The 19,915-nt window shown below is 69.0% G+C and carries 18 protein-coding genes; 5 read left to right on the forward strand and 13 right to left on the reverse strand.

Translation table 11 applies throughout. From position 1 onward, the window contains the following. The first annotated feature begins 67 nt into the window (after window positions 1-67). Window positions 68-304 carry a hypothetical protein gene (locus tag ACFV3I_RS00725; protein ID WP_378822163.1) on the forward strand — a complete coding sequence of 79 codons (237 nt, stop codon included), beginning with the start codon at window positions 68-70 and terminating at the stop codon, window positions 302-304. Between the two features lie 58 nt (window positions 305-362). On the opposite strand, the gene ACFV3I_RS00730 is transcribed toward ACFV3I_RS00725, so the two are convergent. From ACFV3I_RS00730 to ACFV3I_RS00760, 7 genes are all read right to left on the reverse strand, one after another. Further along, window positions 363-1,241, reverse strand: coding sequence for a metal ABC transporter permease (locus ACFV3I_RS00730; protein ID WP_205828273.1), 879 nt, complete (start codon window positions 1,239-1,241; stop codon window positions 363-365). After that, entirely contained in the window at window positions 1,238-2,071 is an 834-nt protein-coding gene (locus ACFV3I_RS00735) for a metal ABC transporter ATP-binding protein (RefSeq protein ID WP_136032075.1), read from the reverse strand. The genes ACFV3I_RS00730 and ACFV3I_RS00735 overlap by 4 nt, the downstream gene beginning before the upstream one ends. Continuing rightward, window positions 2,068-3,078, reverse strand: coding sequence for a metal ABC transporter solute-binding protein, Zn/Mn family (locus ACFV3I_RS00740; protein ID WP_378802997.1), 1,011 nt, complete (start codon window positions 3,076-3,078; stop codon window positions 2,068-2,070). Before ACFV3I_RS00740 ends, ACFV3I_RS00735 begins: the two co-directional genes overlap by 4 nt. Window positions 3,079-3,184: 106 nt before the next feature. After that, a complete protein-coding gene (locus ACFV3I_RS00745; protein WP_247637950.1) occupies window positions 3,185-4,876 on the reverse strand; it encodes a glycoside hydrolase family 13 protein in 1,692 nt (563 codons plus the stop codon). Between the two features lie 39 nt (window positions 4,877-4,915). Then, the gene (locus ACFV3I_RS00750; protein WP_136036820.1) at window positions 4,916-5,794 is read right to left on the reverse strand and encodes a carbohydrate ABC transporter permease; all 879 of its coding nucleotides are present in this window, start codon (window positions 5,792-5,794) and stop codon (window positions 4,916-4,918) included. After that, window positions 5,794-6,732 carry a carbohydrate ABC transporter permease gene (locus ACFV3I_RS00755; RefSeq protein WP_205814395.1) on the reverse strand — a complete coding sequence of 313 codons (939 nt, stop codon included), beginning with the start codon at window positions 6,730-6,732 and terminating at the stop codon, window positions 5,794-5,796. The genes ACFV3I_RS00750 and ACFV3I_RS00755 overlap by 1 nt, the downstream gene beginning before the upstream one ends. After that, a complete protein-coding gene (locus tag ACFV3I_RS00760; RefSeq protein WP_372490555.1) occupies window positions 6,729-8,054 on the reverse strand; it encodes an ABC transporter substrate-binding protein in 1,326 nt (441 codons plus the stop codon). Before ACFV3I_RS00760 ends, ACFV3I_RS00755 begins: the two co-directional genes overlap by 4 nt. A 100-nt stretch (window positions 8,055-8,154) precedes the next feature. On the opposite strand from ACFV3I_RS00760, the gene ACFV3I_RS00765 reads away from it, so the two are divergent. Beyond that, entirely contained in the window at window positions 8,155-9,375 is a 1,221-nt protein-coding gene (locus tag ACFV3I_RS00765; protein ID WP_247637951.1) for an ROK family protein, read from the forward strand. Window positions 9,376-9,391: 16 nt separating this feature from the next. Here the strand turns inward: ACFV3I_RS00765 and ACFV3I_RS00770 are convergent, their stop codons facing one another. Then, window positions 9,392-10,477, reverse strand: a complete 1,086-nt coding sequence (locus tag ACFV3I_RS00770; protein ID WP_247637952.1) for a serine hydrolase — start codon at window positions 10,475-10,477, stop codon at window positions 9,392-9,394. 164 nt (window positions 10,478-10,641) lie between these two features. Here ACFV3I_RS00770 and ACFV3I_RS00775 point away from each other — a divergent pair, with 164 nt between their 5' ends. Genes ACFV3I_RS00775 through ACFV3I_RS00785 form a run of 3 tightly spaced genes read left to right on the forward strand, consistent with a single transcriptional unit; the run spans window position 10,642 to window position 12,492 of the window. Continuing rightward, complete coding sequence (locus ACFV3I_RS00775) at window positions 10,642-11,658, forward strand: NADP-dependent oxidoreductase (RefSeq protein WP_247637953.1); 1,017 nt, start codon at window positions 10,642-10,644, stop codon at window positions 11,656-11,658. Between the two features lie 9 nt (window positions 11,659-11,667). Further along, window positions 11,668-11,997 carry an NIPSNAP family protein gene (locus ACFV3I_RS00780; protein WP_247637954.1) on the forward strand — a complete coding sequence of 110 codons (330 nt, stop codon included), beginning with the start codon at window positions 11,668-11,670 and terminating at the stop codon, window positions 11,995-11,997. Between the two features lie 30 nt (window positions 11,998-12,027). Continuing rightward, window positions 12,028-12,492, forward strand: coding sequence for a MarR family winged helix-turn-helix transcriptional regulator (locus ACFV3I_RS00785; RefSeq protein WP_247637955.1), 465 nt, complete (start codon window positions 12,028-12,030; stop codon window positions 12,490-12,492). A 453-nt stretch (window positions 12,493-12,945) separates the two neighbouring features. Here ACFV3I_RS00785 and ACFV3I_RS00790 read toward each other — a convergent pair whose 3' ends face one another. The 5 genes from ACFV3I_RS00790 to ACFV3I_RS00810 form a co-directional block, all read right to left on the reverse strand. Next, complete coding sequence (locus ACFV3I_RS00790; RefSeq protein WP_247637956.1) at window positions 12,946-14,184, reverse strand: PASTA domain-containing protein; 1,239 nt, start codon at window positions 14,182-14,184, stop codon at window positions 12,946-12,948. 75 nt (window positions 14,185-14,259) lie between these two features. Continuing rightward, the gene (locus ACFV3I_RS00795) at window positions 14,260-15,159 is read right to left on the reverse strand and encodes a hypothetical protein (protein ID WP_247637957.1); all 900 of its coding nucleotides are present in this window, start codon (window positions 15,157-15,159) and stop codon (window positions 14,260-14,262) included. A gap of 1,200 nt (window positions 15,160-16,359) precedes the next feature. Continuing rightward, window positions 16,360-17,712 (reverse strand): dihydrolipoamide acetyltransferase family protein, encoded by a 1,353-nt coding sequence (locus ACFV3I_RS00800; protein WP_136032052.1) that lies wholly within the window; start codon window positions 17,710-17,712, stop codon window positions 16,360-16,362. A gap of 24 nt (window positions 17,713-17,736) precedes the next feature. Then, a complete protein-coding gene (locus ACFV3I_RS00805) occupies window positions 17,737-18,702 on the reverse strand; it encodes an alpha-ketoacid dehydrogenase subunit beta (protein ID WP_168387233.1) in 966 nt (321 codons plus the stop codon). Window positions 18,703-18,713: 11 nt separating this feature from the next. Then, window positions 18,714-19,841 (reverse strand): thiamine pyrophosphate-dependent dehydrogenase E1 component subunit alpha, encoded by a 1,128-nt coding sequence (locus ACFV3I_RS00810; RefSeq protein ID WP_378803000.1) that lies wholly within the window; start codon window positions 19,839-19,841, stop codon window positions 18,714-18,716. Between the last annotated feature and the right edge of the window lie 74 nt (window positions 19,842-19,915).

Consider the following 19,915-nt stretch of genomic DNA (forward strand, 5'->3'; position numbering starts at 1 on the left):
ACGTGTGACAGCGGATAGCGGTCATACGCGTACTCTAGAAGAGTAGTCCAAGACGGAGAAGCCGACGATGGAGAAGAGGAGCGCTCACTCGACACCCTCCGCCTCGCGCCCCTCGGGACGCATGATCGCTGGGTGGGCGTTCGTCGCCATCGGCACCTGGATGGCGTTCAGTGGGGCGGTCACCACCGCCGACGAAGGAGTGCGCATGATGATGCTGATCGCGGGATCTTTCCTCGCCGGTGGCCTCGTGTTCGACGTCACACGGTGGCTCGTGCGCCGCAACCGGCCCCCGTCCGACGAGTGACTCCAGCCCCGGGCCGTCGTCCGTCAGGGCGGCGGCCCGGCACCATTCGCCGGCAAGGTCAGGCGGAGACGCGACGGACGCGCGACCGGGTCTTCTGCACGATCCAGCAGACGACGTAGATCGTGAACGACAGCGTCGTGATGTACGGACTCACCGGGAGGGTGCCGGCGAGGGCGAGCAGGATGCCGCCGACCGCCGAGACGAAGCCGAACAGCGCGGCCAGCAGCGGCACCGCGACCGGACCCGCCGTGACCCGCATGGCCGCGGCGGCCGGTGTCACCAGAAGCGCCATCACCAGCAGAGCTCCGATGATGTGCACGCTCACCGCGACGATCAGGCCCAGCAGCACCATGAACAGCAGGCTCACCGCGCGGGTCGGCACCCCGCGGGCCGCCGCCGACTCCGGGTCGAGCGAATCGAACCGCAGCGGGTTCCACATCACCAGCAGCCCGAGCAGCACGACGAGGCTGATGCCGATGAGCCACCCCAGGTCAGGGCTCGACACCGACACGATCTGACCGGTGAGGAGGCTGAAGCGGTTGGCGCTGCGTCCGTCGTACAGCGACAGGAAGAGGATGCCGAGGCCGAGGCCGAACGGCATGAGCACACCGACGATCGAGTTGCGGTCACGCGCCTTCGCACCGAGCACGCCGATGAGGATCGCCGCGACCAGTGCCCCGCCGAGTGAGCCGAACACCACGCTGCCGCCGAAGAGCAACGCGGCCGCGGCACCGGCGAAGGAGAGCTCGCTGACCCCGTGGACCGCGAAGGCGAGGTCGCGCTGCATCACGAACACGCCGATCAGGCCACCGACGATACCGAGCACCGCACCGGCAATGATCGAGTTCGCGAGCAGGGCGACGAGCTCGCCGTAGTCCTGGAAGGAGAAGATGTCGTCCCACCCGACGGCAGGGACGAGGAGGGCGGCGGCGGTCATGCGGTCCCTCCGTGGTCGTGGTCGTCGTGCAGGTGGTGGGGCTCGGCGTCGGGGACACCCACGACCACGAGCCGGTCGCCCGCTCGGAGCACGAACACGGGTGTGCCGTACAGGTCGCTGAGCACGCGCGTCTGCAGCACCTCGTCCGGGGTGCCGAGCAGGAAGCGCCCGCCGGCGATGTAGAGGATGCGGTCGACCCGGCCGAGGATCGGGTTGATGTCGTGCGTCACGAACAGCACCGCCGCACCGCGCTCGCGCCGCTGGCGGTCGATGATGTCGGTGACGCCCACCTGGTTCGCGAGGTCGAGGTTCGACAGCGGCTCGTCGCACAGCAGCAGGGCCGGTTCGTCGGCGAGCGCCTGTCCCACGCGGAGCCGCTGCTGCTCTCCGCCCGACAGCAACCCCACCCGACGGTCGGCGTAGTGCACGGCGCCGACCGCGTCGAGCAGTGCATCGACCTTCGCGCGGTCGCCGCGGTGCGGGAACGGGAGGCCGAACCGGCTGCCCTGCACGCCGAGCGCCACGAGATCCCTGGCACGCATGCTGGTGTCGGGAGCGATCGCGCGCTGCTGCGGGATGTAGCCGATGCGGGCGCTGCCGCGGTGCACGGGCTCACCTGCCACGCGGATCGTGCCGCGGGAGAGGGGCTGGAGGCCGAGGATGCTGCGCAGGAGTGTCGTCTTGCCCGACCCGGAGGGTCCGAGCACGGCGATGAACTCCCCCGGCTGCACCGTGAGATCGAGGCCCGACCAGAGCTCGCGGTCTCCGCGGTGCAGTGCCCCGTCGGCGATCTCGAGCACGGGCGCCGCGCGGTCGACCGCGCCGCTCACGACTGGACGGCGGCGGCGAGGCTCTGGATCGCGTCACGCATCCACTCAGAGTACGACGATCCGTCCTCCAGCAGCTCCGTGAAGGCGACCACCGGTACTCGGGCGTCGTCCGCGGCCTTCTCGACCCGCTCGGTCTCGGCACCGCCCGTCTGGGCGTTGGTCAGCAGGGCGGTCACCTGTCCGGACGCGATCACATCGAGCGACTCGAGCAGTACCGCCGGCGCGACGTCGCTGCCCTCCTCGACCGACTCGGCGAAGCCCTCGGGCGTCACGTCGGTGAGACCGGCGGCCGCGGCGAGGTAGCCGGGCAGCGGCTCGGTCAGGAACACCGTCTTGCCCTCGGCGGAGGCCTTGAGCGTCTCGAGGTCGGACTCGAAGCCCTCGAGCTCGGCGACCAGCTCGTCGGCGTTGGTCGCGAACGTGTCCGCGCCGTCGGGGTCGAGCGCCGTCAGCTCGTCGGCGATGGCCTCGACCACGTGGATCATCGTGTGCGGGTCGAACCACACGTGCTCGTTGAAGCCCTCGATGTGGTCGTGGCCATCGTGGTCGTGAGCCTCCTCGCCCTCGGCATGCTCGTGGTCGTGCGACTCGGCGGCGGCGTCGTCGTCGGCGTGGGCGTCCTCCTCATGGCCCTCGTTGCCGGGGAAGTCGTGGGAGTACTCGACGGCGGTGACGACGTGCGGGTCCTGGGCGTCCTGCAGCAGGCTGTCGATGAAGGCGTCGTAGCCGCCGCCGTTCTCGACGACGAGGTCGGCTTTCTGGAGCGTGAGCCGGTCGCGGGCGCTGGCCTCGTAGGAGTGCGGGTCCTGGGAGGCGGAGGTGATGATCGACTCGACGTCGACGCGGTCGCCGCCGATCTGCGCGGCGATGTCGCCGTAGACGTTGGTGCTCGCCACGACGGTGATCGTTCCGTCGTCGCCTTGTCCCGACGCGGCGGGGCTGGAGCATCCGGCCAGCGAGAGGGCGGCGACGGAGGCGAGGGCGAGAGCGAGCGCGGGCTTCTTCATGATGCCAGCGTAAACGCTAATGAGAACCATTATCAAATCGAACGCTCCGCGGACGGGAAAGGCGGAGAGCGTGCGACCACGCCCTCCGCCTTTCGTCACCCCCGACTCACCCCACGAGCCCCCGCGGCGCGATCCATGCGGTCGCCTCCGCGGGCAGCGCGGAGCCGTCCAGCGCCACGGTCGACAGCACCGCGTCCTCCGCGGCCGCTCCGAGCTCGAAGGGCTCCGTGCCGAAGTTCGTCACGACCTCCCAGCCGTTCGGACGACGGAACCGCAGCACGTCCGCACGACCCGTCTCCCTCCACTCCAGGCTCTCGCCGGTCTGCAGCAACCGCCGCAGCCGCAGAGCCTCGCGGTAGAGGTTGAGCGTGGAACCGGGGTCGGCATCCTCCACCTCGACCGCAGCCGCGGCGAACCACGCGGGCTGAGGCAGATGCGCGCCGCCCTCGCCGAACCCGTACGAGCTGCCCGACGCCGTCCACGGCAGGGGCACACGGCACCCGTCGCGACCGAGACCATCGAAGTCGGCCCCGCGGAAGAACCCGGGGTCCTGCCGCTGCTCCGGCGCGATGTCGGCCACCTCGTGCAGCCCGAGCTCCTCGCCCTGATACAGGTACGCGCTGCCGGGCAGGCCGAGCAGCAGCAGGGTCGCGGCGTGCGCCCGGCGCAGTCCGCCCTCGCGGTCGAGTCCGTCCTCCGGGCCGCCGGCACGCACCCACTCCGTGCCCTGCTTCACCGCGCGACCGCGCAGCGGAGGAAGGCCGTACCGCGTGGCGTGGCGGGTCACGTCATGGTTGGACAGCACCCAGGTGGTCGACGACCCTGCCGCGTGCGCCTGGGCGAGGTTGTCGGCGATGATGCGCTGGAAGTCGCCCGCATCGAAGTCGGCCACGAGCAGATCGAAGTTGAACGCCTGGCCCAGCCCCTCCGCGGAGGCGTACTTCGCCCGGCGCTCCGGCGTCTCCACCCACGCCTCGGCGACGGCGGTGCGCGGCGGGTCGTACTCGTTGAACACCCGACGCCACTCGGCGTAGATCTCGTGCACGTCGTCGCGGTCGATCATCGGGTGGGTGCCCGAGGAGCGGTCCATCGCGTCGAGCTGGGCGCGCGACGGCAGCGGCTCGGTGAGGTCCTTCGTGAGCATGTGGGCGACGTCGATGCGGAACCCGTCGACGCCGCGGTCCGACCAGAAGCGCAGTGTCGTCAGGAAGTCCGCGCGCACCTCGGGGTGGTCCCAGTTGAGGTCGGGCTGCTCGACCGCGAAGTTGTGCAGGTACCACTGACCGTCGGCTACGCGCTCCCAGGCGCTGCCACCGAAGATCGAGATCCAGTCGGTGGGCGGCTCCGCACCGTCGGGCCCCGTGCCCTCCCGGAAGATGTAGCGCTCCCGCGCGGCCGACCCACGCCCCGCGGCGAGCGCCTCCTGGAACCACGCATGCTGGTCGGAGGTGTGGTTGGGGACGATGTCGACCACGACGCGGATGCCGCGCGCGTGCAGCGCCTCCACCATCGCGTCGAAGTCGGCCAGCGTGCCCAGGCGCGGGTCGACGTTGCGGTAGTCGGCCACGTCGTAGCCGCCGTCGGCGAGTTCGGACGGGTAGAAGGGACTCAGCCACACCGCGTCGATGCCGAGCTCGGCGAGGTAGTCGGCACGGGAGACGATGCCGGGGAGGTCGCCCAGTCCGTCGCCGTCGGCGTCGGCGAAGCTGCGAGGGTAGATCTGGTAGACGGCGGCCTGGCGCCACCAGGTCGCGGTCTTGTCGTCTTCGCGGGTCTCGGTGAGCAGCGAATCGGTCATGAGGGGTTGGAACTCCTTGCTTTCTTGCGGTGGTCGGTGTCAGCCCTTGACGGCACCCTGCGTGACGCCCTCCATCACCCAGCGCTGAGTGAAGAGGTAGGCGACGATCGCGGGGGCCATCGCCATGAGGTACGAGGCGAAGGCGACGTTGTAGTTGTTGCTGAACTGGTTCTGGAAGAGGTTCTGCCGCACCGGCAGCGTCTGCAGTGCCGGGTCGGAGATGATGAGCGACGGCATCATGAAGTCGTTCCAGGCGTAGAGGAACGCGAAGATGCCGACGGTCGCGCTCATGGGCGCGAGCAGCGGGAAGATCAGCCGCCAGAAGGTCTGCCACGTGGTCGCCCCGTCGATGCGGGCGCTCTCCTCCAGCTCGATCGGGATCGACCGCAGGAACGCCGTGAACAGCAGCACGCTGAAGCTCAGCTGGAACATCGTGGCGAGGATGATCACGCCGAACGGGTTGTCGAGTCCGACGCGTCCGGTGAGCTGGATCTGCGGCAGCGCCACGACCGGGAAGGGGATGAACATCGCCGCGAGCAGGTAGAAGAAGGAGTACCGGAACAGCCGGCGGTCCCAGTTGCGCACGATCGCGTACGAGGCGAAGGCCGCGAGCACGATCGTGGCGACGACCGTTCCCGCCGTGACGAGCAGGGAGATGCCGGCACCGACGGGGAACTTCGTGAGGTTCCAGGCCTGCACGAATCCGTCGAAGCTGAACGGCGCGGGGAACGAGAACGCGTTGCCGTCGACGGCCTGACCGGTGGTCTTGAACGCCATCGAGATCGTGACGTACAGCGGGATGAGGACCGTCGCGGTGCAGAGGATCAGGATGATGGTGCCCGACCAGTTGACGCGCTCCATCTTCTCGCGCTTCTTCCGGCCGCCGGCCGGGGCCGTGGTGAGGGTCTGCGTGGTCATCAGAACGTGTTCCTTCCGCGGGTCAGCGAGAGCTGGAAGACCGAGATGAGCACGGCCACGATGAAGAAGATCGTGGCGTTGGCCATCTGGTAGGCGTAGTCGCCGCCGTTGAAGCCCGCGATGATCGTCATGGCCACGCTGCGGGTGGCGGTGCCCGGTCCGCCGTTCGTGAGGCCGACGATGATGTCGTAGGCGTTGAGGAAGCCCTTGAACCCGAGGATCACGTTGATCACGACATACCCGGCGACGAGCGGGATGGTGATGCGGGTGAGCTGCTGCGTGCGGCTGGCCCCGTCGATGCTGGCCGCCTCGTACACCTCGCCCGGCACCGACAGCAGACCGGCGATGTAGATGAGCAGCGTGCCGGGCACGGCCTGCCACGCGGTGACGATGACGATCGCGACCCACGCGAGGTCGGGGTTGGCGAGCAGGCTGGTCTGCAGCCACTCGATCCCCGTCGCGGCCCCCGCCGCGGGCAGCGAGTTGGAGAACAGGAAGTTGAAGACGTAGGCGATGATGATGCCCGAGATCACCATCGGGATCACGAAGATCGTCCGCAGCCCGGTCTTGAAGCGGATGCGGGAGGTGAGCCCGACCGCGAGGAGGAACGCGATCACGTTCACCACGATCACGGTCGCGATGGAGAAGCCGAACGTGAACAGGTAGCTCTGCAGGATCGCGGGATCGCTGAACAGGGCGATGTAGTTGGTGAGGCCGTTGAAGCTCCATTCACCGATGCCGATCGAGTCGGTGAAGCTGAAGAAGATGCCGATCACGCCGGGGACGGTGATCGCGAGCGTGAAGATCACCAGGGTCGGCAGCAGGAAGAGGTAGTAGATCGGCTCGACGCGGCGGGTGTGCCGGCGGAGCTTCCGCTCGCCGCCCGTCACGATCGCGGTGGTGCTGGCACCGGTGTCGGTGGCGGTGGTGGTGGTCATGGCGCGGACTCCTCTGTCTCGGCCGATGCGGAATCCTGCGAGGTCGGGATGGGAGCGCGGAAGGCGATACGGGCCCAGTCGGCGTCCATCGTGCGGAGGATCGACGACGGCGCGGCGCCGAGCACCATGGCCTGCGCATAGTTGAAGATCGGCAGGGTCTTCGGAACGAGCACGGACGGGCCCTGGTAGATCTTGCCGTCGTCGTAGTACGGGATCATGCCCTCGATGCGCGGGTCGTCCGGCGCTGCCGCGTCGGTCGTCGGGGTGAATCCGAGCTGCGAGGCGTTGTACTCCTCGATGTTCTCGGGGAGGTAGAGGTACTCGAGGAAGTCGCGGGCGGCCTCCTGGTGCCGGGACTCCACGGGGATCATCGCCGCGAGGTCCATGTTCACCCGCACCGCGAGGTCGTCGGGATCGTCGGTCATGGGCAGCGGGAAGGTGCCCAGGGGCAGATCGGGAGCGGTCTTCGCGATCTCGCTGAACGCCCACGGCCCCTGCAGGTACATCGCCGCCTCGCCCTTCGCGAAGGCGAGGTTGCCGTCGCCGTAGCCGCGACTCGCGGCGTCGTCATTGGTGTAGTCGTTCGCGAGCTGCATCATCTTGTCCATCGGCTCGGCGAAGTCCTTCTGGAACGACACCTCGGAGTCGGGACCGACGTCGGTGCCCTCGGCGGCGAGGGCGTCGAAGAATTCGAGCACGTCGAGGGAACCGCCGACCGCGTAGTCGTACCAGCCCTGCGCCACGGTCCAGTCGTCTTTGAAGGTGCCGTAGAAGGGGTCGATGCCCGCCTCGCGCAGCTGGTCGCACACGGCGATCAGCTCGTCCCAGGTCTGCGGCACCTCGAGCCCCTGCTCGTCGAAGATCTGCGTGTTGTAGATGACGGAGGCGGCCATGACCGAGTACGGCAGGGCACTCGTTCGGCCCTCGCACGAGCCGTACTGGTCCATCAGCGGCTGCAGGTCGTCGCGGATGCCCGCCGCAGTCTCGGTGTCGGAGAGGTCGGTGAGCGCGCAGCGCTGCACGAACCGGGCGACCTCGTAGTTGTAGTTCGCGAGCATGATGTCCGGCGGGTTGCCACGGACGAAGCTGGCAGAGACGACGTCGACGCCCGAGGTGTCGATCTCGACGCGGACGTCGTTCTGGGAGGCGTTGTAGTCCGCGACCAGGTCGGTCATGAACGGGATGGCCTCGCGCTTGCTGAAGGTGAAGCGGATGGTCTCCGGCCCGTCCCCTGCCGCGCAGCTCGTGAGCGCGACACCGGCGAGAACCAGGCCGAGCGCTCCGGCGATCCCGCGCAGCGGGCGTGTTCGTCGTGCAGACACCGTTGTCCTTCCGTCGGTAGATCTGCGGACTAAATCTAGTGAGCGAATCTAGTCCGTCAGGAGGTACTGTCTCATCTGGGCGACAGAAAGGTCAAGGGGAGTGGCGGAGGTCTCGGCGGGATTGGGCACCGGGCGCGCGAGCGTCGGCGCCGTCCTCGACTTCGCCTGGACCGCCAGCGAGTTCACCGCCACCGAGGCCATGGCCGGCACCTCCCTCACCCGCTCGACCGCGATCGACGCGATCGACACCCTCGTGGGCGCCGAGGTGCTGCGCGAGCTGCCCAACGCCAGGGCCACGGGCGACTACCGCGCCGGACGCCCCGCCCGACGGTTCGCCCTCTCCCCCGACCTCGGCGTGGTGATCGGCGTCGACGCGGGCGACACCCACCTCGCGGTCACGGTCGCCGACCCGCTCGACCGCACGCTCGTGCATCACCGCACCGAGCTCGACCCGACCCAGAGCGCCGAGGCCCGCCGGGCCACGATCGTCGAGCGGATGCAGGCCGCCCGCAGCGAGGCCGGGGTCGACGCGGACCACGTGCTCGCGGTGTGCGTCGGCGTCGCCGCCCCGGTCGACCGCGACGGCATCTCCCCGCCGCACCCCCAGGGTTTCTGGGAGCGCACCAACCCCGGCCTCGCCGCGGCCCTGCACGACTGGGCACCCGTGGTCGAGGTGAAGAACGACGCCCAGCTCGCCGCGATCGCCGAGGGCACGCTCGGCGCCGCGCAGGACTGCCGCGACTACGTGGCCCTGCTCGCCAGCGAACGCTTCGGCGGCGGAGTCGTCGTCGACGGGCACGTGCTGCACGGGGCCCACGGCGGCGTGGGCGAGGGCGTGGTGTTCGACCACATCGTCGGCGTCGGCTCGGCGTTCGGGCTCCGCTATGCCCTGCAGGACCAGGCACGCGCCGCCGTCGAGTCGGGAGAGGCCGCGACCGACGGCTCCCTCGGACGGCTCGTGGCGGACGGCCCCGTGGAGCCACGGCTCGTGCTCACCCTCGCCGCCTCCGGCGACCCCGACGCGCTGCGGGTCGCCGAGCGGGTGGGCGCCACGGTCGCCCGTGTGGTCGGCGTGCTCGGCAGCATGTACGACCCCGCCCGCGTGATCGTGTGCGGCGCGGTGGCCGAGAGCGTGGAGCCGGTGCTCGCCGCCGCCCGCCGCATCCTCCCCGCGGAACTGCACCTGCCGGCGCCCGAGATCCTCGCGTCGTCGCTCGGTGCAGAGGTCGTGTCGGTGGGCGCCGTCGCGACCGCCCGCCGCGCCGCCCGGGAGCACGCCGTGCCGCTGCTCGCGGCCCGGCGCCTGCGCACGACCGCCTAGAGCGCGACCGCCCAGGTCACGGGGTGCGGGGCGACGCCGCCGTCGCCTCCGGCGGCTCGGGAGTGTGCGCCTCGGCGGTCTCGTCCGCGCGCGACTCGACCGCCGACGCCTCGGCGGCCAGGTAGCGGGCGGCAAAGGAGTCGATGCGGCGAGGGGTGGCCGTGAGCGCGACGACCGCCCGGCCGGTGCCCGGCTGCACCGTGAACTGAGCCTGCGACCCCCAGGTGCCCCCGGTGTGCTCGATCACGGGCGCCGGACCCGAGCCCACCAGGAACCAGCAGAGCCCGAGCTGCAGGTCGTCCTTGAGGCGGTGGTGCGGGGTGACGGCCAGGCGCAGTCCCTCGGCGACCTCCGCGGGCGCCGGGCCGAGCAACGCGTCCGCCAGCCGCTGCAGGTCGTCGAGCGTGGAGGCGTACATGCCCGCGGCCGGCATCGCGTCCTTCAGGTAGGGCAGCCCGACGCCCTTGCCGTTCGTGGGCCGCTCCACCACATCCGGACCCGCGGTCGGCCGATCGAGTCCGGTCCTGGTCATGCCGAGCGGATCGAGGAGCCGCTCGCGCATCAGCTCCGCGAACGGCACCCCGGTCACGGCGGCGAGTGCGTCGCCCAGGAGCCCGACGCCCATGCTGGAGTAGCGGAAGCGGCCGTCTCGACGCGCGCGTCCGGCGCTGGCCGACAGCAGCTCGCGGTAGTGGTCGTCGTCCACACCGCGCCACGGGTCCTTGACGCTGAACCCCAGCGCGGTGGCGAGTTCGCGTCGCGCGAGCCGCCGCGGCGTGTTCGGCAGTCCGGAGCGATGGGTCGCCAGGTCGAGCAGCGTGGGCGCGGCCCCTCGCCACGGAAGGGGCTCACCGCGCGCGTCGTCGATCGGCTGCTCCGCGTCCACGTCGCCGGCGGCGAGGAGCACGCCGAACAGGGAGCCCGTGAGCGCCTTGCTCACCGAGCCGATCTCGAAGCGCGCGCGTGTCGCCTCCACCGGATAGGCCACCTGCGTCCACTCCCCGGAGCTCCCGCGGAGGGCTGCCGCGACGGAAGCCTCAGCCGAGCCGGCGAGCGTCGCCAGCTCCGTCGCCGGGTCTGCGAACCCCTCGCTGCGCTGCATCGATCATCCCCTGCCGTGTGGTCGTGCGCTGTGCTTCCACCGTAGGGAGGGCCTGCGGGCACGCACATCCACCGGCAGGCGGACCCGCACGAAGGGTCGGCGTTAGTGCTTGATCGGCTAAAGCACTTGTGATGTAGTTGAGTCACTCAAGTAAAGGAGCACCCATGCCCGCATCGCCGACCGTTCCCCCGCGCATGAACGCGATCGTGCTCGACCAGTTCGGAGACGAGGACGAACTCCGGTCGCGCGAGATCGCCGTCCCCGAGATGGGCCCGAGCGACGTGCTCCTCCGTGTGCACGTCGCCGCCGTGGCCTCGTGGGACGCGCTCGAGCGCCGCGGCGATTACGACGGAGTCTTCGGCATCCCGTCGCGCTTTCCCTACGTGCTCGGGTGGGACGCGGCGGGGACCGTGGCGGCGGTCGGCAGCGAGGTCACGCGCTTCGCGGTCGGCGATCGGGTCTATGCGGCATCCACCCCGGTGCCGCGCGGGGGCTTCTACGCAGAGTACGGCGTCGTCGACGAAGAGCACGTCGCGCACGTACCCGCGCGTCTATCCCTCGAGCAGGCGGGCGTGGTGGCGTGGGACGCCCTCACCGCGCAGAGCGGCCTCGATGCACTCGACCTCGACCGCGGACAGACGCTCCTGGTGTTCGGCGCCAGCGGCGGCATGGGGCACATGGCGGTGCAGCTGGCACGCCAGCGTGGCCTGCGTGTGCTCGCGGCGTCGTCCGGCGCGGATGGTGTCGCCCTCTCGCGCGAGCAGGGTGCCGACGCGGTCGTCGACGGTCGCGCGGAGGACGTGCTGGTCGCGGCGAAGGAGTTCGCCCCGGACGGCATCGACGGCGCCCTGGTCACGGCGGGCGGCCCCATGGCGGAGCGCGCCCTGCAGGCCCTCGCGCCGTCGGGGCGGGTGGCGTGGCCGCACGGGGTCCATCCGCTGCCCGTCACCGCGCCTGCCGTGCCGATCCTCTCGTTCGACGGCGACCGCTCGCGAGCCGCGCTCGACCGCCTCAACGCCGTCATCGAGTCGGGGTCGTTCACGCCCCACGTCGCCCGGCGATTCCCGCTGTCGCAGGTGCGGGATGCCCACCGCGCGCTCCGCGATCACTACGTCGGCAAACTGGCGCTGATCATCCGCGACCACGGGCTCCTCCCGCCGGCGGTCGCGGGTCGGCCGTAAGGTGTGTCCGTGATCACCTGCGTCGTGACGTACACGGTCGACCCCGCCCGCATCGAGGCATTCGAGAGGTTCGCCCGCGCGTGGATGGATCTCGTGACTCGCCACGGCGGCATCCACCACGGGTACTTCCTGCCGTCGGAGGGGAAGAGCGACGAGGCGCTGGCGCTGTTCACGTTCCCCTCGCTCGCAGCCTACGAGGTCTACCGCGAGCGCTTCGGCGTCGATCCGGAGTTCATCGCCGCAGACCGGATCCGCGACGAGAGCGGCTGCGTCCTCCGCTACGAGCGCACCTTCATGCGCCCACTGCTGCCCGCGGAGGCTCCCGAGCTTCGCGATTGATTGATCACCTCAAGCGTTTAGGATCGGGGCATGGCAGTCACCCACCGCGTCGCGACCGCGACCACGGAGGCAGAAGAGGTTCTCCTCGACCTGGTGAACGCGTACGAGCAGGCGTTCGACCGCGCCGCCGAATCCGTCGGACTCAGCGCTGCCCAGGCTTGCGTCCTCGGGCGGCTCTCCCGATCCCGGTCGATGGGCGGGCTCGCGGTCGAGCTCGAGTGCGACGCATCGAACATCACGCAGATCGTCCGTCGCCTCGACGGCGCGGGCCTCACCTACCGAGAGGCCGCCGCCGAGGACAAGCGCGTCCGGATGGTGGCCCGCACCCCGAAGGGCGACGCTCTCGACCGCGACTTCGGGCGTGCCTTCTCGTTCGCACGGGAGGCGCTCGCGCGACTGTCCGACGAGGAGCAGGGCCTCCTCACCGCGCTCCTGCGCAAAGCGCTCCCGCCGGCGGGAGACCCGAGGCCTGACTCAGTTATGAGTCGGCCCTAATCCTGATCCAGATCCGTCGCATTTGCGCCAGGCGCAAACTGAGCTCGTCAGGAATACCATGTCGGCGGGATCGTCAAACTAAGTGATCCGATGCGACGCCTGCTCGCTTCGGGGCACTGGAGTCCACCGCTTAGGTATCCGGAATCACTACCGGGATGAGACTCAGGGTCACGATCTGCGCCGCGATGGCTGCCCAGGCGGAGATCGCATCATCCTCTGCCTCGTCAGTAAGCGCCCCTCAGCCCCTGCGGCTCAACGAAGCCGCCGAACACGAACCGGCCAGCGACGCTCTCGGAGAAGAGCCGGGCACTCCCCTCACGTGAGAATCAACCGGCCTCGCCGATAACATCAGCTCAGCTAGCTCGAACAGGACAGTAGAATCGGGGATCGACGCGGTAACGTCGTCCGGCGCCGCAACTGAAGACCATTCGCCGATCAGAGCAGCGCCTCAGACTAGCCGCAACTGACGACCGCGTAGCGGCCGGTTGACGTCGCCGTCTTTACGAGTTGGCCATTGACGTAGATGTTGCAGGTGATGCTGTCGCCGTCCATGATCTGCGCGTTGAAGTTTCGGTACCCTGAGGCCGTCGGCCAAGACATCCGCCACGGAAGTGGGGTGTCACCCGCCTGGCTGATACTAAAGCTATTCGGCGGAACCCAGGTGACTGTGCCGCGACTCCCGTTCGAAATAACTTCGTACACGGTGGACGGTGGCTCGAGTGTGATGGTCACAGTGCTGCCTGGTTCGACGACGGTGCCCGCGGCAGGGTCTTGACCCGCAACCGCCTGCGAGCTGGACTTCGAGCCAGTCACGGTCAGCTTGGCGTTCGAGAGTTTAGTGGTCGCGGCGAGGTCCGGCATCCCGACGACGCTCGGTATCTGCACCCCCCAGGACAGTGTGACCGTACTGGCCACGGGAAGCTTGCCGTCAATGATCTCCGGTTCGGTCGCCGTCACGACCCAGGAGGGGTCGTACGGGTCGCCAGGGTCAGAGGTCACCACCGCCAGGAACCCGGCGGCCGTGAGCGTGTCCATCGCTCCCTGCAGGTTAGTACCGATAACCGCGGGGGCGTCGACGCGGGGGCGCTCGAGTGTGACCTTAACGTTTGATCCGGCGGTCGAGGTTCCGCGCTCGGCTTGGGTGAGGACCGTCCAGTCCTCGTGTCCGTCGACGACGGTGTCGGAGATGTCAGACGGGAGCACCTCGAGTGCGACTTCGGCGCCTGCGTCGACCGCATCGCCATAGGTCATCCCTTCCATGTCCGGGATCGACACTTCGGAAGGAACCACCTCAAGTGTTATGACCTGGTCCGCATGAACACGCTCGTCACCGGCTGGGATTTGAGAAGTCACCACGCAGAACGTCGGCCCGCGGTCGTCGTCTTCGCAGAACGAAGAGTCCGAGTGGAAGACGCTCCGGAGCGCGACGCCATCAAGCGCCGCCGTCGCGTCCGCGAGGCTTTGCTGTTCGACGACGGGGACCGACACCCGGGTGACTTGGTCGACGATGATTAACGCGACGAGCCCGAGCGCGACCACTCCTACGACGATAACTCCGCCGATAAGGATCGAGCGCTTACGGATCCGGGAACGAATGCGGCGCAAGAGCGTGCCGCGTTCAGTGGCTTGTGCTTCCGGATCGTCACTGGGTACCTGCTTGTCGGGTCCTGCTCCCGAAGACTCATCCACCACCGTTGCTCCTTAGGTCCAGGGGTAGCTGGGGCGGGAGTGCCGGCATGTGCGACCCGGCCCTCCCCTGCTCGCGCGTCATTTAATCGTGACGAAGACGGTGTCGGCGAACATGCCGGGGTTGATGGCGAGGACGCCGTCAGCAGGGGTGGGCACCTGGATGGCGTTGTTGCCCGTCGCGGAAGCACCCGTGTAGAGGGTGGACATGGTGTCGAGGGCGTCGGGGGCGACGACGAGCTTGTCGAACGGATTCACCGTCACGCCCGCGGCGGTGACGTACTCCATACCGACAAACGTCGGCATCCCGCCTTCGGGGTCGTCGCCGATGAACGTGACCGTGTAGTTGATGAGGATGTACTCGGTACCCGCGTCGGGCGCCTCGTTGAACATGTTCTCGTTCACGATTTGATCCGTCGCACCAAGCGTGACGGAGTTCACGATGACGGTCCATTCGTCGGAGGAGAACGGGACACCCAGCGGAAGCGGGTTCTCGCGAGTGCCAGCCTCGGCCGGCTTCTCTTCCTCAGCCGCCGCGGCACCCGTCTCCTCCGTGACGGTGGTCGGTGCACCGACCTGGACATCGGATCCGCCGAATGCGTCCGTGAAGGCCGTCGCGACGACGACGGTGAAGACGATGACGCCGACGATGGTACCCACGATGGACACGATGATGGCAGTGACACCCTGCCACTTCACCTTGCCCTTCAGGAACAGGGACACGATCCCCAAAATGAAACCGATGGGAAGGAGCACCCAACCGACGATGAGAGCGCCCGGGATGCAGGCGAAGACGAAGCCGACGGCCGACACAATCAGAGCAATCAGCGCCAGGACGTTGCGCTGATTGACGGGGGCCGGCGGGTAGGCAACGCCTGGTGCGGGCTGTACGTATGCTGGCGCATCGTGCCGGGCCTGGCCGTGCGTGGGGGCGACTGGTGCGGGCTGCGGGTCGGGGGCCGGGGGCGGGACGTTGGTCATGATTCTCCTATGGCTGTGTTCTCGCGGGGGCGCGCGCGAATGGCGCGGGACCGCGGCCGCCGTGAAACCCCCAAAGCCCAGTCGGGCACCTTCAACGTAGCGGCGGACTCAGACGTTTCACAGTGAATTGATATAACGATATGGGTGCAGCGGCCAGCGTGCCCTGCCTGCTGATGCGGCCCTACACGTGGGGGCCTGGCTGTCGGGATACAACTCCGCCTTCAATCCCTGCCTGACTTCATCGAGAAGCTCAAAGAGGTTGCCCGCGGCGTGCACGAAGTTCTCTGCTATTGCGCGCGAAGGGAGCGTCAGTACATCCGAGACCAAGATGCTCCTTCTGCAGGTTATGCAAGTGGAGAGCAATTCTCCTCACCTCAGTGGTCACCACGCCCCGTTCGCTCAGGGCCTCGACGACCGCGGCGACGTTGCGTGAGTGGTTGTCGCTGAACCCGAGCATTCGTCGATGTCCAGGGTGGTTTCTTCTAGTCGGTCCCAGGCGTTGGTCATTGCGATGACATTCGGATCGACACGCCCTGAGCGCGGCAGCCATACAGTGTTTCGAGGCTCGCATGTCTCGCGCGGGGGCCCCTTGCCGTCCGCAGAAGCGACGGCACTGACAGACGCGTCCGCGAGCTCGCGTGCTTCGTACTCGAGTTCCGCGCTGGCGCCGGAGCCCGTCGCCTTCCGAAGGCGCTCCAACATCAGTTATGGGTCAGCCTTTGTCCTGATCCAGATTCGTCATATCTGAGCCAGGCAAACACTGGAGTCGCTGAGAACCCCGTTCGGCCGGGAGCGTCAAACTATGTGATCCGGTGTAGCCCGCGCCGAAGACATGGGCCTAGCGTCCAGATCGTCGATCCTGCCAGCAGGCACATCGGACAGACTAAGGAACCACCGCACGGACAACAACGGGCGGGTCGTCCGGTACTGGAGTTGCCCATCGCGTCACATGAGCGATGCCAAGTGGGATAAGTCCCACGTGGGCTATAACGAACGCGTCTCTGAACACAGTTACCGCTCCCCGGCGAGTACGTGAGGTCGCATGCGTGGCAATGACGTGCTCCCGCAACTCCTTGCGGGCGGCGTGCTTCGATGCACTGTACTTCCACGCATCGACCTGGCTCACCTTCTTCGAAGCGACCGCCACTCCAGCGAACGCGAGCACCGCAAAGATCTCGATGACAAGGCCGACGAACCACATCAGTCCACGAGGAGCGCGGGCTCCTCCAGGACGGAGGCGACGTCGGCGACGAAGCGGCTCATGCCGTCGCCGTCGATCACGCGGTGGTCGAACGAGCCGGCGACCGTGGTCACCCAGCGCGGACGCACCTCACCGTCGACGACCCACGGCTTCTGACTGATCGTGCCCATCGCCACGATGCCCGCCTCGCCCGGGTTGATGATCGGCGTTCCCGCATCCATCCCGAACACACCGATGTTCGTGATGGTGATGGTGCCGCCCTGCTGGTCGGCCGGAGGCGTCTTGCCCTCCCGCGCCGTCAGCGTCAGCCGGTTCAGGGCTCGGGCGAGCTCCTTCATGCTGAGGTCCTGGGCGTCCTTGATGTTCGGCACGAGCAGGCCGCGCGGCGTGGCGGCCGCGATGCCCAGGTTCACGTAGTGACGGACGGCGATCTCGGCCCCGGCCTCCGTATCGATCCACGCGGCGTTCACCATCGGGGTGCGTCGCACCGCCCAGATCACCGCGCGCGCCATGAGCAGCAGCGGCGAGACCTTGATGTCGGCGTAGTCCGGCGACGCCTTGAGGCGCTTCACGAGCTCCATCGTGCGGGTCGCGTCGACCTCCTTCCACACCGTCACGTGCGGGGCCGAGTACGCACTCTGCACCATCGCCGACGACGTGGCCTTGCGCACGCCCTTCACCGGGATCGATTCGGTGCGGTCGTCGCCCGCCGCCGAGGGCCGGGTGGCCGTGAGGCCCCGCGCCAACCCGGACGGCGCCGCCGACGGAGCGGGCACCGTCTCCTCGCGCACACTCCCCCACTCGGGCGTCTCGATGTTGCGGAACACGCTGGCCTGCGAGGCGTGCTTCACCACGTCGTCCCGGGTGACCTCGCCGTCCGCACCCGTCGGGGTGACCGTGGTGAGGTCGACGCCGAGGTCGCGGGCGAGCTTGCGGATGGGCGGCTTCGCGATCACGCCCACCGACGACCGCACGGGGCGCTCGGCCGGACGCTTGCGGCGCGACGTCGCCCCGCCGCCCGAACCGTAGCCGACCAGCACCGAGCCGCCACCCTCCTCGGGAGCGGGTGCTTCGGCCGTGACGACGGCGCCGGGACCGGCGTCATCGCGGGCGTCCGTCACGAACGTGATGATGGGGGTCCCGACCTCGACCGTCGCTCCCTCGTCGACGAGCAGCTCACCCACGACGCCCGCGTGCGGAGAGGGCAGCTCGACCAGCGACTTCGCGGTCTCGATCTCGCAGATCACATCGTTGATGGCGACCCGGTCGCCCGGTGCCACCTTCCACGCGACGATCTCCGCCTCGGTCAGACCCTCACCGACATCGGGAAGGGGGAAGTTCTGCGTGCTCATGCGTGATCCTCTCGTGGACCGGATTCAGTAGGCGAGGGAGCGGTCGACGGCCTCGAGGATGCGGTCGGCATCCGGCAGGTACGCGCCCTCCAGCTTGGCGGCAGGGAACGGCGTGTCGTAACCCGACACCCGCAGCACGGGCGCCTCGAGCGCATAGAACGCGCGCTCCATCACGGTCGCCGCGATCTCGCTGCCGAGGCTCGTGTGACCGGGAGCCTCCTGCGCGTAGACCATGCGGCCGGTCTTGCGCACCGAGCCCAGGATGGGGTCGTAGTCGACCGGCGACAGCGACCGCACGTCGACGACCTCGCAGCTCGTGCCCTCGGCCTCCGCGAGCGCCGCGGCCTGCAGCAGCGTGGTGACCATCGCGCCGTGGCCCACGAGGGTGACGTCGCTGCCGGTGCGGACCACCCGGGACGAGTGCAGCGGCACGGCCGACGCGTCGAGCTCGACCTCCCCCTTGGGCCAATACCGGCTCTTGGGTTCGAGGAAGATCACCGGGTCGTTCGACGCGATGGCCTCCTGGATCATCCAGTACGCGTCGTTCGCGGTCGACGGCGACACCACGCGCAGACCGGGGGTATGCGTGAAGTACGCCTCCGGACTCTCCTGGTGGTGCTCGACCGCGCCGATGTGGCCGCCGTAGGGAATGCGGATCACGATCGGCAGGCTGAGCGAACCCGCGTGGCGGTTAGTGAGCTTCGCGAGCTGCGTCGTGATCTGGTCGAACGCCGGGAACACGAACCCGTCGAACTGGATCTCGACCACCGGACGGAACCCGGCCATCGCCAGGCCGATCGCGGTGCCGACGATGCCCGACTCCGCCAGCGGCGTGTCCAGCACCCGCCGGTCGCCGAAGTCGCGCTGCAGGTGCTCGGTGATGCGGAACACGCCCCCGAGCTTCCCGATGTCCTCACCCATCAGGAGGACCTTCGGGTCGTCCTCCATCGCCTTGCGCAGCCCCGCGTTCAGCGCCTTGCCGAGCGGCATCGTCTCCAGGGTCACCGGGCGTCTCCTTCGAACGAGGCCTCGTACTGCGCACGCCACGCCTTCTGCTGATCGATCAGCGGGTGCGGGTCGCTGTACACGTGGTCGAACATCTCGTCGGGGTCGGGCATGCCGAGGGTCACCGCGCGCGCGCGCAGATCCTCCGCGGCGTCGGCCGCCTCCGCGTCGACCTCGTCGAAGAACCGCGCTGAGGCGCCGCGATTCTCCAGGAACGCGCGCATGCGCACGATCGGGTCGCGTCCCTCCCACATCAGCTCTTCGTCGTTGCCGCGGTACTTGGTGGGGTCGTCGCTCGTGGTGTGCGCACCCAGCCGGTAGGTCACGGCCTCGATCGCGCGCGGACCGCCGCCCGCGCGTGCCTCGTCGAGCGCCACGCGGGACACCGCGTAGCTGGCGAGCACGTCGTTGCCGTCGACGCGCACGCTGGGAATGCCGTATCCGGCGCTGCGCTGCACGAGCGGCACGCGCGACTGCGTGGTCACGGGCACCGAGATCGCCCAGTGGTTGTTCTGCAGGAAGAACACCGTCGGAGCCTGGTAGCTCGCGGCGAAGACCATGGCCTCGTGCACGTCGCCCTGGCTGGAGGCTCCGTCGCCGTAGTAGACGATGACGGCCTCGTCCCGCTCGGGGTCGCCGGTGCCCGAGCGTCCGTCGAACGCGACCCCCATCGCGTAGCCCGCCGCGTGCAGCACCTGCGACCCCAGCACCAGGGTGTACAGCCGCGTGTTGCCGTTCTTCGGGTCGGTGGGGTCCCAGCCGCCGTGCGAGACACCGCGCATCAGCTTGATGATGTCGAGCGGGTCGACGCCGCGGATGCGCGTGACCGCGTGCTCACGGTACGACGGGAAGATCGTGTCCTGCGCGCGGGCGGCGCGACCGGAGCCGACCTGCGCCGCCTCCTGGCCGCGGCTCGGGGGCCAGAGGGCGAGCTGCCCCTGGCGCTGCAGATTCGTCGCCTGGGTGTCGATGGCCCGGATGCTCACCATGTCGCGGTAGAACTGCTCGAGCTCGGCGTCGGGGATCGCCTCGACGAGCGGCAGATACTGTTCGGCCTCCGCCGTGGGCGCGACCTTTCCGGTCTCGTCCAGCACGCGTACGAGGGGGGTCTCTGGGGTGCTCACGGGCCCCACGCTACCCGTGCCGGCATTCCGGGTCACGCATACCTAGGGCCCCCTCGTATCTTCGCGGAAGCCCG

This window comes from Microbacterium sp. NPDC059771 (assembly GCF_042732495.1).
Lineage (GTDB): Bacteria > Actinomycetota > Actinomycetes > Actinomycetales > Microbacteriaceae > Microbacterium > Microbacterium sufflavum.